At 31.1% G+C, this 15,905-nt stretch carries 17 protein-coding genes; 12 read left to right on the top strand and 5 right to left on the bottom strand.

Annotated features, from left to right (window positions below):
* Positions 1-103: 103 nt before the first annotated feature.
* From infC to rplT, 3 genes are read left to right on the top strand one after another with little or no spacing between them, the layout of a single operon-like run.
* Positions 104-673 (top strand): translation initiation factor IF-3, encoded by a 570-nt coding sequence (gene infC / locus BMY82_RS05705; protein WP_091975615.1) that lies wholly within the window; start codon positions 104-106, stop codon positions 671-673.
* Positions 674-699: 26 nt separating this feature from the next.
* Positions 700-897, top strand: a complete 198-nt coding sequence (gene rpmI, locus BMY82_RS05700; RefSeq protein WP_091975595.1) for a 50S ribosomal protein L35 — start codon at positions 700-702, stop codon at positions 895-897.
* Between the two features lie 32 nt (positions 898-929).
* Complete coding sequence (gene rplT / locus BMY82_RS05695; protein WP_091975594.1) at positions 930-1,286, top strand: 50S ribosomal protein L20; 357 nt, start codon at positions 930-932, stop codon at positions 1,284-1,286.
* Between the two features lie 293 nt (positions 1,287-1,579).
* Here rplT and BMY82_RS05690 read toward each other — a convergent pair whose 3' ends face one another.
* On the bottom strand, positions 1,580-2,668 hold the full coding sequence (locus BMY82_RS05690; RefSeq protein WP_330386685.1) for an Ldh family oxidoreductase: 1,089 nt from the start codon (positions 2,666-2,668) through the stop codon (positions 1,580-1,582).
* A gap of 377 nt (positions 2,669-3,045) precedes the next feature.
* A complete protein-coding gene (gene alr / locus BMY82_RS05685) occupies positions 3,046-4,212 on the bottom strand; it encodes an alanine racemase (RefSeq protein ID WP_091975593.1) in 1,167 nt (388 codons plus the stop codon).
* A 363-nt stretch (positions 4,213-4,575) separates the two neighbouring features.
* Here alr and BMY82_RS05680 point away from each other — a divergent pair, with 363 nt between their 5' ends.
* The 3 genes from BMY82_RS05680 to BMY82_RS05670 all read left to right on the top strand — a co-directional run bounded on the left by BMY82_RS05680 (position 4,576) and on the right by BMY82_RS05670 (position 8,297).
* Positions 4,576-5,898, top strand: a complete 1,323-nt coding sequence (locus BMY82_RS05680; RefSeq protein WP_091975592.1) for an aminotransferase class III-fold pyridoxal phosphate-dependent enzyme — start codon at positions 4,576-4,578, stop codon at positions 5,896-5,898.
* A gap of 35 nt (positions 5,899-5,933) precedes the next feature.
* Complete coding sequence (locus BMY82_RS05675; protein ID WP_091975591.1) at positions 5,934-7,049, top strand: YkvI family membrane protein; 1,116 nt, start codon at positions 5,934-5,936, stop codon at positions 7,047-7,049.
* 597 nt (positions 7,050-7,646) lie between these two features.
* Positions 7,647-8,297, top strand: a complete 651-nt coding sequence (locus BMY82_RS05670) for a TetR/AcrR family transcriptional regulator (protein ID WP_180366746.1) — start codon at positions 7,647-7,649, stop codon at positions 8,295-8,297.
* Positions 8,298-8,347: 50 nt separating this feature from the next.
* Here the strand turns inward: BMY82_RS05670 and BMY82_RS05665 are convergent, their stop codons facing one another.
* Complete coding sequence (locus BMY82_RS05665) at positions 8,348-8,686, bottom strand: hypothetical protein (RefSeq protein WP_091975589.1); 339 nt, start codon at positions 8,684-8,686, stop codon at positions 8,348-8,350.
* 30 nt (positions 8,687-8,716) lie between these two features.
* On the bottom strand, positions 8,717-9,232 hold the full coding sequence (locus BMY82_RS05660) for a YtxH domain-containing protein (RefSeq protein WP_091975588.1): 516 nt from the start codon (positions 9,230-9,232) through the stop codon (positions 8,717-8,719).
* 445 nt (positions 9,233-9,677) lie between these two features.
* Here BMY82_RS05660 and BMY82_RS05655 point away from each other — a divergent pair, with 445 nt between their 5' ends.
* On the top strand, positions 9,678-10,343 hold the full coding sequence (locus tag BMY82_RS05655; protein ID WP_091975587.1) for a 3D domain-containing protein: 666 nt from the start codon (positions 9,678-9,680) through the stop codon (positions 10,341-10,343).
* Positions 10,344-10,504: 161 nt separating this feature from the next.
* On the opposite strand, the gene BMY82_RS05650 is transcribed toward BMY82_RS05655, so the two are convergent.
* Positions 10,505-11,074 (bottom strand): helix-turn-helix domain-containing protein, encoded by a 570-nt coding sequence (locus BMY82_RS05650; RefSeq protein ID WP_091975586.1) that lies wholly within the window; start codon positions 11,072-11,074, stop codon positions 10,505-10,507.
* Between the two features lie 204 nt (positions 11,075-11,278).
* Between BMY82_RS05650 and ruvC the strand changes: the two genes are divergently transcribed.
* The 5 genes from ruvC (at position 11,279) to tgt (ending at position 15,824) form a co-directional block, all read left to right on the top strand.
* The gene (ruvC, locus tag BMY82_RS05645) at positions 11,279-11,779 is read left to right on the top strand and encodes a crossover junction endodeoxyribonuclease RuvC (protein ID WP_091975585.1); all 501 of its coding nucleotides are present in this window, start codon (positions 11,279-11,281) and stop codon (positions 11,777-11,779) included.
* A 132-nt stretch (positions 11,780-11,911) separates the two neighbouring features.
* Positions 11,912-12,523, top strand: coding sequence for a Holliday junction branch migration protein RuvA (ruvA, locus tag BMY82_RS05640; protein ID WP_091975584.1), 612 nt, complete (start codon positions 11,912-11,914; stop codon positions 12,521-12,523).
* Positions 12,524-12,569: 46 nt separating this feature from the next.
* A complete protein-coding gene (gene ruvB, locus BMY82_RS05635) occupies positions 12,570-13,580 on the top strand; it encodes a Holliday junction branch migration DNA helicase RuvB (RefSeq protein WP_091975583.1) in 1,011 nt (336 codons plus the stop codon).
* Positions 13,581-13,606: 26 nt separating this feature from the next.
* A complete protein-coding gene (gene queA / locus BMY82_RS05630) occupies positions 13,607-14,632 on the top strand; it encodes a tRNA preQ1(34) S-adenosylmethionine ribosyltransferase-isomerase QueA (RefSeq protein ID WP_091975582.1) in 1,026 nt (341 codons plus the stop codon).
* Between the two features lie 67 nt (positions 14,633-14,699).
* The gene (tgt, locus tag BMY82_RS05625; RefSeq protein WP_091975581.1) at positions 14,700-15,824 is read left to right on the top strand and encodes a tRNA guanosine(34) transglycosylase Tgt; all 1,125 of its coding nucleotides are present in this window, start codon (positions 14,700-14,702) and stop codon (positions 15,822-15,824) included.
* Positions 15,825-15,905: the final 81 nt, after the last annotated feature.

Raw genomic sequence — 15,905 nt, 5'->3', positions numbered from 1 at the left:
AAGAAGTAGAATCCGTTCTCACCTAACAGCACTTTGCGTAGCTAGTTGGGTTAAAAAGTGAAATTAGTAAAAGCTTTTGTTTTGCTATTTTATTTTGGAACTTATGGCGGATTTTATATCCGTCTTTTTATTTTATTATAAGCGAAAGAAGAGGTGCTCTAATATCAGTAAGGAATTATTAATCAACGAAGAAATTAATGCAAAGGAAATCAGAGTTATATCAGAAACTGGAGAACAGTTAGGTATAATGAGCTCAAAGCAGGCTTTAGAATTAGCAAGACGTAAGAATCTTGATTTAGCTATGATTTCTCCAAATGCAAAACCAGCTGTTTGTAAGATTATGGACTATGGAAAGTTCAAGTATGAACAGTCAAGAATGGAAAAAGAAGCAAAGAAAAAGCAAAAGACAATCAATGTCAAGGAAATAAGATTAAGACCGGCTATCGGTGAAAATGATTTAAAGACTAAGGCTAATCAGGCAATTAAATTCCTTAAAAAGGGAGATAAAGTAAAAGTTGAACTTAGATTTAGAGGTAGAGAGCTTGGTCATAAGGACATCGGAAGAGAAGTAATGATGAACTTCATTGACATGTTAAGCGAGTTTGGAGAACCAGGTAAACCCCCTAAGTTTGAGGGAAACAACATGGTTACAGTTATAGATCCAAAGAAATAGATAATAATTGAGAGGAGGATTTTGTTATGCCAAAGATGAAGACACATAGAGGTGCAGCAAAGAGATTAAGAAGAACAGGAAGTGGAAAGCTTAAGAGAGCTAAAGCTTATAAAGCTCATATACTTACAAAGAAGTCACCAAAGACTAAGATGAACTTAAGAAAGTCAACTTTAGTAAGTGATGGAGATGCTAAGAGAATAGCACAGTTATTACCATACAAGTAGGAATTAAGAAATAAAATCGAGGAGGAGTTACAATGGCAAGAGTAAAAAAGGGAATGAACGCCCATAAGAGACATAAAAAGGTAATAAAGCTTGCAAAGGGATACCAGGGATCAAGAAGTAAGCTTTTCAAGACTTCAAACCAGTTCGTTATGAAGGCTTTAAATAACGCATATATAGGAAGAAAGCAGAAGAAGAGAGACTTCAGAAAGCTTTGGATACAGAGAATAAATGCAGCATGTAGAATGAACGACATGTCATATTCAAGATTCATGAACGGTCTAAAGAAGGCTGGAATTGAAGTAAACAGAAAGATGCTTTCTGAATTAGCTATAGCTGATCCAGCTGGATTTGCTAAGTTAGTAGAAGTTGCTAAAAGCAACTTAGCTTAATAGCTTCAAATATAGAAAATTAGGGTTTAACGCAGGATTTGTGTTAGACCTTTTTTATTGTCAAAAATAATATAAAAATAGACAGCTTTTGGTAAAACTAACTAGCTGTCTATTTTTTATAAAATAATATTAAGTTAATATTGATAATATATGAAATATTAAGTTGATTATATTAAATAACATATATTGTATACATAAAAGCTTGTAAAGAATATTTTTCCAAACTAATTATAAGAGCATACTATATATAATTAACTATATATTCATATTAATCATACTGTAAGTTAAATGTATTACTCAGGAAGAGTTATACCAAATTCCATATCAAGTTGCTTTGCAAGATTTTCCATTTCTTCAAGAGTCTTAGGTAGTATAGGTACACCATTATCTAATCTATCTTGGTGTTTTTCTGCTTCCTTTTCACCATGAATATATATTCTATCTTGCTGATATGCCTTTTCTGAATCTCTAACTTCTTGAAGGTAAGTATTCCAATGTGATTTAATTTGTTCAGCATCACCGAATAAGTTAGGGTCTATTGCCATAAAGTAATGACATATACCTGCTATGCCATCATCTTCAGAATGGTTAGAAGTAAATCCGTTTGATAATATTGCAGTAAGGAATTCAACTATTAGTGAAAATCCAAATCCCTTGTGTCCACCAAATAATTCTGAAGATCCGCCTAGAGGATGAAGTCCACAAGTTCTGTAGGCAATACCATTTATGATGTCCATAGGGTTTATTGCATCTTTACCTTCATCATTAATTCCCCAACCTACTGGAAGTTCTATACCTTTTTTGTTTCTAACTTCAACTTTTCCATAAGCAACTACAGAAGTAGCCACATCAAAATTGAAATCTACAGGATCTGCAGGTATTGAAACAGCTATAGGATTTGTTCCCATCATTGGATGTTTTCCAAATGTTGGTACAACAACAGGGAATGAGTTCGTCATAGATACCCCGATAAGTCCTTCATTACAAGCTAGTTTACTATAGTAACTTGCTATACCGTAGTGATTGGAATTACGAACTGTAACAAGTCCTATTCCCGATTTTTTTGCCTTTTCGATAGCAATTTCCATTGCGTACTTACCAACTACCTGTCCCATAGCTCTATTTCCATCTACTACTGCAGATATAGGAGTTTCAAAAGCTATTTTAGGCTGATTTTCAACGTGGATAAATCCTTTCTGTATCTGCTTACGATACATTTCAAGTCTTTGAGAACCATGAGTATCTACCCCATATAAGTCTGCTGCTAAAAGTACATCTGTAATTGTATCGGCATCCTTGTCTGAAAAACCGTACTTTTTAAAAGCTCTTTTGCAGAAACTAGTAAGTTCATCGGCGTTTACTCTAATTGCTTGTATTTCCATAATCTATACCTCTTTCTATTAAGTTTTTTACAAGATTAATTTTACTACTATTTAAAGTATATTTCAACCTAAAATTATTAATTAAATTAGAATAAAATAATAAAAAAAGATTTTTTGACTGCTAAAAATAGAGTATAAGTACATAAAATTAAGTTTTAGTTTAAAAATACTTTTAAGAGGGAAATAATAAATAAAATAACTAGACAACGCTCTTTGGTGTAGTTAGCTGTATTTATATAAAATTTATATATTTTCAGTTCAAAATTCAAGAGTATATATTGAGTTTTAATATTATTTATAAATGTTCTATAAATAAATAAAAAAAGGAGAGAAAACTCTCCTTTTAAAAATAATATTTTTGATTGTTCAAATACGTATTAATCTAGTAGATAGTCTACAATGTCTACAATCTTTCCATCTTGTATATAAACTCTAGGTACTCTTCTTGAAACCTGACATAAAACCTCATAGTTTATAGTGTCACAGTCATGCGCTATATCATCTACTGTAACATGTTCACTTCCAAATATAAGTACATCATCATCGATCTTTATATCCATATCCATAGGAACTCTAACCATACACTGATCCATACAAATTCTTCCTACTATAGGACATTTTATTCCATTGATAGATACATATGGATTTCTTCTTCCTCTAAGAAAACCATCGGCGTATCCAACTGTAATAGTAGCAATTCTTTCTTTTACAGTAGTAAAATATATTCTACCATAACTAATTGATGTACCAGGATTAAGTATTTTTATATTTGAAACCTTTGCTTTGAAGCTCATAGCAGGTTTAAGGTCTACTGAACGTGAAACCTCATCAGATGGATAAAGTCCATATTGAACAATTCCCATTCTTACCATATCGTATTTTTCTTCCATATCTAGAATTTCAGCACTATTAGATGAATGCACATATGGCGGTCTTAAGCCTTTATTCTCAAGAGCTTCTACCATTTTAGCAAATCTTCCTGTTTGTAACTCTTCAAATTCTTTGTTTCTAGCATCTGCTGTAGCAAAGTGAGTATACATACCCTCAATTTCTATATATTCCAACTTACTTATTTTTTCTATTTCTAAAACAATATGATCTATATCTTCCTCTAATACAACATACCCTAGTCTTGACATGCCTGTATCCATTTTAAGATGTATTTTTGCAGTTCTATTTATTTTCTTTGCAATATCATTTATTTTCTTAGCATACTCATAGTCGAATATTGTCATTGACACGTTGTTTTTAATACAGTCTTCAACTGTTGGAAGGTTGGTGTAACCAAGATTTAAAATAGGGATGGTAACACCGGCTTTTCTAATTTCAAAAGCTTCTCTTGCTCTCGCAACGGCAAGAAAATCAACACCATTTTCTTCGTAAAATTTTGCCAGTTTGGCTGAACCATGTCCATATGCATTAGACTTAACTACCATACAGACTTTTGTTTGACTTGGAAGTTTTTTTCTAAGTCCATTTAGATTGTATAAAATTGCATCTAAATCTACTTCCACCCAATTGACTGAATTATTTATTAATGACATAATGATACCTCCATATATATAATGTATATATATTATATCATTAATCGGCACTAATTATTGTATTTATAAGGAAAAAACTAATAGTTCACAATCTTCCGAAATATAAAACTATAAAAAAAAGGTGATATATGTGTTTTTATTTTAATAAATATATATACATTAAATATAATAAATAAAATAAGTAAATTAAGGTTAAATTCCTTTAAAGTTAAAAACTTAATCTTAATAAGTGGTTTTAGGCTTTATTTGTGATTTGGAAAAACGTTGACATAATAAATAACATAATATATACTTTAAAAAAGAAATTGTTTTAATTTCATGAAATAATATACAAAAAAGTACATTTTAATAGGAGGAATTAATATGAGTTTAGGTGATTACAGAAATGATGCAATTCAGGCTAAATCTGATAAGAGTATAGCAGTTACTCAACAGATTGCATATGCGCCAATTGCATTTGAAAGTGGGTGCGGTGCACTATTATTTGATCATGATGGTAAAAAGTATATAGATTTTTTATCAAGTGCATGTTCAGCTAATTTAGGACATGGTAACAAAGAGATTGCAGAAGCAGTTAAAGAGCAGATGGACAAGATTACTCAATATACTTTTGCATATTTTAACACATTACCGCCTATTCTTTTGGCTGAAAAACTAGCAAAGTTGGCGCCAGGTAAAGATGATAAGAAGGTTTTATTTAGTGCAACTGGCTCAGCAGGAATTGACTCTGCTATAAAATTAGCAAGAGCATATACTGGTAGAACAAAGGTAATTTCTATGATAGGTGCTTATCACGGTAGCACATATGGATCAATTTCATTATCAGCTTTAAGTCTTAATATGAGAAAAAACATAGGTCCGTTACTTCCAGAGATGTATCACTTTAAATATCCAGATAAAAATACTCCTTGGCAAGACTGTATTGCAGACATGGAACTTGCATTTTCAACATATCTTCCTGCAGATGAAGTTGCAGCTATATTTATTGAACCAATAGCAGGTGATCAAGGTCTTATAATACCACCAACTGAATGGGTTCAGGCATTGAGAGACATTTGTGATAAGCACGGAATACTTCTAGTATCTGATGAAATACAGCTTGGTCTTTGTAGAACAGGTAAGTGGTTCTGTATAGAAAATTATGGTGTAGAAGCAGACCTTTATGTAATGGGGAAATCTGTAGGTGGTGGTCTTCCACTAGGTGCAGTAGTAGGTAGAACAGAAATAATGGACTCACTAGAAGCACCAGCACATTTATTTACTCTTGCAGGAAATGCAACAGTATGTGCTGCAGCATTAAAAAATATAGAAATACTTGAAAGGATGAATGCTAATAAGGTATCTGTTGAAAAGGGTAAATACCTTACAGATAAATTTGAACAATTAAAGAAAAAATATAACTTTATAGGTGAAATAAGACCAATGGGTCTTAGTATGGGGGTAGATATTATAGACCCTGAAACAGGAAAAAAGAATCCTAATGCAACAGCAAAGATTTGCTATGAAGCATTTAAGAGAGGTCTAGTTTTAATATTCTTAAATAAATCCACATTAAGAGTACAGCCACCACTAGTAATTGAGTATGAACAAATGGATGAAGCTATAGAAATACTAGACTCTGTAATGAAAGATTACAGTGAAGGGAAAATAAGCGATTCTATACTTGATGAAATAAAGGGTTGGTAAAAAGTAATATTATGAATGGCAGAGGTAAATAAGGGATGGATAATTCAGTAAGTTTTAGAAAAGTGATAGTTTATGCAGGATCTTATGTTGCAACAGTTATAGGTTCTGGATTTGCAACGGGGCAGGAGATAATGCAGTTTTTCTCCTTTTATGGACTATCAGGAATAATAGCATGTTTAGTATCGATGGCATTATTTGCGTTTTTAGGAATGGAAGTACTAAATAGAGGTAGACTTGTAAAACCTAAAGATTCAACAAAAATATTTTCATTATACACAGGTAAAACAATAGGTAAATTTTTAGATTGGTTTGTTCCAGCATTTTTATTTGCAGTATTAGTTGTTATGATATCAGGTTCTGGAGCAACTTTATCTGAATACTACGGTTTGAGTCCTCATGTTGGAAGAATAGGTATGATTGTCTTATCATATCTTAGTGTTTCATTTGGTGTTGACAAATTGTCTAAGGTTTTAGGTAATATAGGACCTATAATAATTGTATTTACAATACTTGTTGGTGGAATTAGCTTATTTAAAAATGCGGGAACATTTGCATCCTCTCTTGAATTTTTAAAGACAGCGCCAATACAAAAACCAGCGCCAAATGCATTTATGTCAGGTGTTTTATATGCATCTTTCAATGTATTTGTTGTAATGGGATTCCTTGCAGGACTTGGAACTACAGCTAGTAGCAAAAAAGAGGCATATTACGGTGGACTTTTGGGAGCAGTATCTTTAATGCTTGCTGCAGCTATGATGTATCTTGCAATATTATCAAATGCTCCAGAACTATTTAATAAGAGTATTCCAACTTTAGTACTAGCAGATGAAATTAGCCCAATAGTTGGGAAGTTATTCTCTATAGTGCTAATACTGGGTATATTCTCAACAGCAGCACCTTTATTATGGCAGTGTACAAATAGATTTTATAGTGATGGAACAAAAGGATTTAAGATACTTTCACTTATATTTTCTATACTGGCTTTAATAGGTGGTTTCCTTCCATTTGATGTTTTGGTAGGAACAGTATATCCATATACTGGATATGTAGGGATAGTATTATTAGTTCTTATCGCTATTAAAGTTATCAAGCTCAAAAAAGAGGGAAGAACAGGCGAAGAAGAGATTAGGGCCATTGAAGAAGGTAAATAAATGCAATATTAAATATGTGTAAAAATTTATTTAATGTTTTTTAGACCTACTAATAAAATTTAGGAGTTTTTATAACTATTTTTGAATCCTAAATTTTATTTCAGTAGGTCTTTTTATATATATTTAAAGTTTTTGAAAGTATTAATAGATTTTCACAAAAAGACTTTTAAAAGTTATATTATAAAATACATCTAAAAAAATGTTTAATAAAAGATAAATAGAATAATAATAAATGTATGTGATAGTATTTAATAATAGTAAGAAAAATTTAAGTTTAATAAAAAAATAAATAATAAATATGTAATGATGAAAGTAAAAGTTTTGAAATAGTAAGTATTTTTGAATATAATAGCTAATGCTTGAAAAATACAATAGCTTCTAAGGCATCTAAAATGCTTTCTAAGGATGCAATTCTTATTAACAGTATGATTCTATATTATAACAAAACAAAGACTACATGAAGGTGAAAGAGACTTCTAAGAAGATAGTAGGATATTAAGAAAATTTTCGATTTACAGTTTTAAGTATAAAAATAAACTATTTAAAAAAATGATTCTCATGTATAATATAAGATATAAATTTGGACGGAGGTTGGATATGAAAAAGTTAAGTCAATATAAATTAATGACAATGAAGACTCTGATCAGTGCGGCTAAGTCAATTATGGACGAGGAGGGTCTTGATAATATTACAATAAGAAAAGTTGGTGAAAGAGCAAAGTTAAACAGTGCAACTATATATAATTATTTTGAAAATCTTGAACACTTGAAAATATTTGCATGTCTTTTCGTATTTAATGAGTATTCAGAAGATATAAAAAACTATATAGATGAAAATAATGATTCTATTGATAATTATATAAAAATATGGGAATGCTTTATAAAACACACAGTTAGGAATACGGAGGTCTTTTATACAGTATTTTTTAATGAACTTGAAAGAACTGTATCAGAATATATTTGTGAATATCATGAACTTTTTCCACTTCAAGTAGAAAATTATAATGATTCAATTTTAAAAATGATTAGTGAATCATCAGTTGAAAAAAGAAATATAGCTCTTTTAGAAAAAGTGGCAGATGATGGTTTTATAAATGAAAAGGATATTATATGGATAAATGATATGTCAGTTTATACATATGAATCTTTATTATTTAGAATGCATAAACTGGAATTAGATAAAAAAGAAGGCGAAAGAAAGATGAAGAGCTACATAGAGAAGATAATACAAAAAAATAGAATAAAATAAGTTAAAAATACCATGATCTAATTAGACCATGGTATTTTTAACTTATTTTATTATCTTCTAAATGATGTTTTAATTATATTAGCTACTGCAGCAGTATTATGGAGTCCGGTTTTAACCTTTTCCTTTGCTGTTAATACATCGGCTGAAACATCGACTGCAACATCTGTAACATCTTTAGCATTATCCAAAACACTATCCACTGTTGAAAGTATTCCTGGAAGCTTAGCAATAGTAAGTCCCACATTATTTGTGTTTTGAGTTATTAGCATATCAATATTTGACATGAGAGCAGATAGTCTCTTAAGCACAATTATTAGAAATATAAGAGCTATACATCCCAAAATAACCAATACAAATAAAACAACTTCAAGATTAACTGTAATACTCATTTTAATTGTAAATTCTCCCTAGCTTATATTTTATTTACCTGATTTATTTTCAGATTTTGATTTGTTATTTTCATTCTTCTTTTTATCAGATTCATTATAAGCTTTTTTCGAATCTTCCTTTTCTTCTTTTTTGTCAGCATCATTTTCAATTGTAGAATCTGAATCAATTGCATCTTCTAATTTTTTCTGAGTTATATCATCAAAACAATCTTCAATAGATACTTCTACTTCATTTTTCTTTTTATCAAAATATTCTTTTATCTTTTCTTTAGATTCACTAACTTTATCTTTAGTTTCCTGAAGTGAATCGTTTGTTCTACTTGCTATTTCCTTTGACTTATCACTTATTGCTTGACCTGTATCAGATATTCCTTCTGAAAGGTCCTTTCTTGTTTCTCTTCCTGACTTTGGTGCGAAAAGCACTCCTCCAATAGCCCCAAGAGTAACACCGGTAGCTGCTACTTTTGCGATCTTAACCGCTTTGGCTCTTCTTCTTGCTTTTAGAATTTTTTCTTTTCTTTTCTTAATTGCCTTAGTTAATACCATAATTACACCTCCGATTTATAATAATGATTTAATATAATATTATAATTTAATCAATATAATGTCAATGAAATCATGAGAATATATGTATATATTATTTATGTTCTTTAAAATTGATATAGAAAAAATTAATTAAAAAAATGACAATAATAGATAAATGAAATTTTACTTGCATTTAGAGCTAGAAAATGTTTTCTGAATTTGGAAAATGGTAACAAAATGTAATTTTTTAAAAAAGATATAAACCAGTTATACCAATGAGTATGGATGTAACAATAAAAATATATATTAAAAAAAGGTTGCATTTTTGTAATTTTTATATTAGACTAGGGAAGTGTAAAAGATAAAAATTACAAATTGTAACTTATTTTAACGAATGAGTTTGTAAAATATGAAATAAAAGTTTCATAGAAATTAATTATAATATTTTAATAAAAAGGAGAGTAATATGAAGAAAATATTTGCAGTAGCAGCAACGGTATTGATGACAACTTCAATATTCCTATCTGCGAAAACATTAAATACAACAATAGAGGCTCAGGAAAGATCTTTAGTAACAGTTGATATGGGTTGGAAGAAAAATGGAGAAACATATAATTATATAGATGCATCTGGAAATAAAGTGAAGGGTTGGAACAGATTAAATGGAATGTGGTATTATTTCAATAGTAAGGGTGACATGGTAAAAGGAAAACAAACTATTTCTAATAAGACATATCTATTTAATGAAGATGGAACTTTAAACAAGGAAATACAAGAAGAAGTAAGTCAGGAAAATGTTAAAACTTCTTCTGATAAAAAAGATCCAAATATCTATTATGATAAGAGTGGAAACCCTCTTGGAATTGGTAAAAAGTATATATCAAATGCAAGTGCCTATACAGGAGATACTATAACAGCTTCTGGACAGAGACCTAGATGGGGGACAATAGCTGTAGATCCTAGAGTTATACCTCTTGGTTCGAGAGTATATATACCGTACTTTGACAAGGTATTTATAGCAAATGATACGGGTGGGATAATAAGAGGTACTATGATAGATATATTTATGAATTCAGCTAGAAACATGAATAACTTTGGAAGAAGAAATTTAGAAATTATAGTATTAGACTAATTTAGAAAGCACTAAATTAACTTATATGATTTTGAATGTTACAATAAAATAATCATAAATTATTAAAAAAAGAGGCAAAAGCCTCTTTTTTTAATGACTAATTACAGCCTATTTAAAACCTACATATTATAATATGTTAGGAGTGAATTTTATATTAAAATCTATAAAATATCCTTCGCATTGCTAACGATATATAAAATAATTGCATTGTGTGAAGAAGTATTTTTGATTTTGTATCTAAGTTTAGGTACTAATCTCATAGTATCTCCTTTTTTTAGGGTTACGCTGTCCCCACTATCACTATGAACGCTTAAAGTTCCTTTTTCCACTAGCACTATTTCTTCGCATTCATTTTTCCCAAAAGGATAATATGGAGTTTCTGTGTGTGGCTTGATGATTATTCTAAGTAAATCATCACTTATTTTACTTGATTTTGTAGTTAAAAGTTGAAATTCAAGATTATCCTTTGTGGAATCGGAAAGTACGGGTTGGTCAGCAACCCTTTTAACAAGATTATCTAACTTGACAGCATCTTCGAAAAGAGAAGATATAGATAAGCTCATTGTTTCAGCTATAGAATTTAAGACACTCAAACTAGGGTTTCCCATGCCACGTTCTAATTGGCTTAGAAGAGCTGTACTAACTCCAGATAACTGAGAAAATTCTTTAATAGTCATACTATTATTCTTTCTGTAATTAGTTAAACGAGTTCCTATTTGTTCAACGTTCATAAAAATCCTCCTTCTTATGAGATTAATTGAAAATATAATTATATTATAACATTATTAATATGAAAAAAATAGTTGGATTGCGAAAAAAGTAATTTAATTTAAAACGCTTGTTTCCTTTAAGTGTTTGTATAAAAATATCATCTATGATAAAATATAATGATGGAATAAAAGGAAGTAAAAATAAGAGAAAGATTGTGGTAATAAATGATAATATTAGGCATAGATCCGGGACTTGCAATAATAGGTTACGGAGTATTAGAATACAAAAATAGTAAGTTCAGAACCATAGATTATGGAGCTATTACTACACCAGCCGGAATGGATATAGTAGAGCGGCTTGAACTTATATATAAAGGAATGAATCAGCTTTTCCATATGTACGATATAGATGAAGTAGGTATTGAACAGCTGTTTTTCAATAAAAATGTTACAACAGGTATTGCAGTCGCACAGGCTAGAGGGGTAACCCTTCTTTCTTGTGCACATCATAAGGTTCCAGTATATTCATATACTCCACTTCAGGTAAAACAGGGAGTTTGTGGATATGGTAGAGCAGATAAGACTCAGGTACAAAAGATGGTTACTGCATTCTTAGGATTAAACTCAGTTCCAAAACCAGATGACGTAGCAGATGCTCTTGCAGTTGCAATATGTCATGCACATTCAAATAGAATAGGTAAGGAATTGGGAAGATTTAGCGATTAGTTTTTAAAACTAGTTGGCGAAACTGTTTCTTTATTAAGTAAAGATTGACTATCTTTTTTAATTCAACTATATTTAATGAAATTCATATAGTTTTAAATAGGATGGAAACAGTGTGATTTGAAAGGATGGGACATGATAGGATATATAAAAGGAAAAGTTGTTGAAATAGGAGCAGACTATATTATTTTAGAAAATAATGATATAGGTTATAAACTTAATGCGTCTTCAAATACAATATCTCATATGCAATTAGATGAAGAGAAGAAAGTCTTTACAAAGATGATAGTAAGAGATGATGATATAAGTCTTTGTGGTTTTCATTCAAAAGACGAAGAAGAAATGTTTAATCTATTGACATCAGTTTCTAAGATAGGTACAAAGGTAGGGATGTCTATTCTTTCTTTTGCGACACCTGCAGAACTTAGTAGATATATAGCTACAAATGATACTGCAGCACTTTCAAAAGCTCCAGGAGTAGGTAAAAAGACTGCTCAAAGGATAGTCCTAGAGTTAAAGGACAAGATAAAGAAGATTGCATTTGAAGATGATGGAGAAGTTATATCTCCAGTAGAAACTCAAGTAAGCAATGATGAAGATGGGGCAGTTGAAGCTTTGATGCAACTAGGATATTCAAAAGCTGAAGCACAGGAAGCTGTTTTGTATGTAAAGCAGCCAGGAATGGAGTTAGAGGATATTATTAAAAAATCACTAGAATATATAATGAAGACGAGCATGAAATTTTAGTGGAAAAATATCTTTCAATAATTGATTTAACTAGAAGGAGGCAGCGATGTTTGATGAAGAACGTATAATCACTTCTACAATGAAAGAAGAAGATTTAGATATAGAAAACAATCTTAGGCCCAAAACGCTTGATGAGTATCTTGGACAAGAAACATCAAAGGAACAGCTTAGGATTTTTATAGATGCGGCAAAAAATAGAAATGAAGCTTTAGACCATGTACTTCTTTATGGACCGCCTGGTCTTGGTAAAACAACTCTTGCTGGTATAATTGCTAATGAAATGGGAGTTAATTTAAGAATTACTTCTGGGCCTGCTATAGAAAGAGCAGGAGACCTTGCTGCAATTCTTACAAATCTCCAAGAGGGAGACGTTTTATTTATAGATGAAATACATAGAATAAATAGAAGTGTTGAAGAAGTGTTATATCCAGCAATGGAAGACTACTGTTTGGATATAATAATTGGTAAAGGACCATCAGCTAGAAGTATAAGACTGGACTTGCCAAAGTTTACTCTTATAGGGGCTACTACAAGAGCTGGGATGTTAACTAATCCATTGAGAGATAGGTTTGGAGTAATTTGCAAATTGGATTATTACAAGGAAAATGAACTTGCAGAGATTGTAAGAAGATCATCAGGAATATTAAATGCAGGTATAATGGATGAAGGTGCAGTTGAAATAGCAAGGAGATCAAGAGGGACTCCTAGAATTGCCAATAGATTATTAAAAAGAGTTAGAGACTTCGCCCAAGTAAAGGCAGAAGGTACTATAACTAATGATGTTGCAGAAGATGCTCTAGAGTTAATAGGTGTCGATAGTTTAGGTCTTGATTTTATAGATAAGAAACTTTTGCTTACAATAATAGAAAAATTTAATGGGGGACCTGTAGGTTTGGACACTTTAGCTGCTTCAATAGGTGAGGATAGAAATACTATAGAAGATGTATATGAACCATATCTTCTTCAGTTAGGTTTTATTAATAGAGCACCAAGAGGTAGAATTGCAATGCCTAGAGCCTATGAACACCTTGGCATTAAATATGAAGAAAAAAAGTAATAGAGCTATAGAAATGAGGTAGATTGATGAAGACAAGTGATTTTAATTATGATCTTCCTGAGGAACTTATTGCACAGTTTCCAATAAAGGATAGATCTAGTTCAAGACTTATGGTAGTAGATAAAAAGACTGGTGAAATAGAACATAAGGTATTTAAAGATATTATAGATTATTTAGAAGAAGGGGATTGTCTTGTTTTAAATGATACAAGAGTAATTCCTGCAAGATTAATAGGTTCAAAAGTAGAAACTGGTGGTAAAATTGAATTTCTCCTTTTAAAGAGAAACGAAGATGATACATGGGAAACACTTGTAAAACCTGGTAAGAGGGCAAAAATTGGCTCAAAGTTTAGTTTTGGCGATGGAAAGTTAATTGCAGAAGTAGTTGGAATGGGCGATGATGGAGCTAGAATAGTGAAATTTGAATATGAAGGAATATTTGAAGAAGTTTTAGATGAACTTGGAAATATGCCACTTCCACCATATATTACAGAAAAACTAGAAGATAGAGAAAGATACCAAACTGTTTATTCAAAGCATAATGGCTCTGCAGCTGCCCCAACGGCAGGACTACACTTTACAGATGATTTACTAAAGCAAATTAGAGACAAGGGTGTAGAAGAGGCGTTTGTAACACTACATGTGGGTCTAGGTACATTTAGACCAGTAAAGGTAGACGATGTATTGGAACACAAGATGCATTCAGAATATTACATGGTTAGCCAAGAGGCGGCAGATAAAATTAATAGAGCAAAAGAAAATGGAAAGAGGGTAATTTGCGTAGGTACAACAAGTTGTAGAACTATTGAATCAGCAGCAGATAACAATGGTGTTTTGAAGGCTACTAGCGGTTGGACTGATATATTTATATACCCAGGGTATAAGTTTAAATTAATGGACAATCTTATTACTAATTTCCATCTTCCAGAGTCAACTTTAATTATGCTTGTAAGTGCTCTTTCTACAAGAGAAAATATACTGAATGCCTATGAAGAGGCAGTCAAAGAAAGATACAGATTCTTTAGCTTTGGAGATGCAATGTTTCTTAAATAATAGAGAATAATAAAAATACTAAAAATACTAAAATTAAAAAAAGACAATTATTAAGAAAGGGAAAAATATGTACGCAGTAAGATATGAATTAATAAAAAAATGTAAACAGTCTGGGGCAAGGCTGGGAAGATTACATACACCACATGGGGTAATAGACACTCCAATTTTTATGCCAGTAGGAACTCAGGCTACAGTTAAGTCAATGACACCAGAAGAATTAAAGGAAATAGATGCACAGATAATATTAAGTAATACGTATCATCTTTATCTTAGACCTGGTCATGAGTTGATTAAAAAAGCAGGAGGTCTTCATAACTTTATGCATTGGGATAGACCAATACTTACAGATAGTGGAGGTTTTCAGGTATTTAGTCTAGGACCACTTAGAAAGATAACAGAAGAGGGGGTTGAGTTTAGATCTCATATAGATGGATCTAAGCATATGCTTTCTCCTGAAAAAGCAATGGAAATACAAAATGCCTTAGGTTCTGATATTATGATGGCATTTGATGAGTGTGCTCCATATCCAGCAGATAGAGAGTACGTAAAAAAATCTCTTGAAAGAACTACAAGATGGCTTCAAAGATGTAAAGATGCACATAAGAATACTGAAAATCAGGCATTGTTTGGAATAGTTCAAGGTGGAATGTATAAAGACCTTAGAGAGCAATCGGCTAAAGAAATTACAGCAATAGATCTTCCAGGATATGCTATAGGCGGTCTAAGTGTTGGAGAGCCTAAGGAATTAATGTATGAGGTTTTGGACTATACAGTAGGGCTTCTTCCAGAAAATAAACCAAGATACCTAATGGGAGTTGGTACACCAGATATACTAATAGAGGCAGCCATAAGAGGTATAGATATGTGTGATTGCGTTCTTCCTACTAGAATAGCAAGAAACGGTACTGCTATGACAAGCCAAGGAAAGGTAGTTGTAAGAAATGCAACATATGCTGAAGATTTTACAACACTAGATCCTGAATGTGATTGTTATACTTGTAGAAACTATACAAAGGCATATATCAGACATCTAATAAAAACAAATGAAATATTGGGAGCTAGACTTTTATCAATACATAATTTAAGATTCCTTTTAAAGTTAATGGAAGATGTTAGACAGGCTATTATGGATGATAGACTTCTTGACTTTAGAGATGAATTTTACAAGAAATATTATGGTGAAAGCAAATAATATAAAAAAATTATTATTCACTATAAGACATACATTAATTAGTACATTTTAAATATAATTCAAATGGATTAGAAATATTTT

The sequence above is a fragment of the Peptostreptococcus russellii genome (genome assembly GCF_900110295.1).
Classification (GTDB): Bacteria; Bacillota; Clostridia; order Peptostreptococcales; family Peptostreptococcaceae; genus Peptostreptococcus; species Peptostreptococcus russellii_A.
The sequence above is the reverse complement of the archived record's forward strand: the minus strand, read 5'-3'. Positions and strand labels throughout refer to the sequence as shown.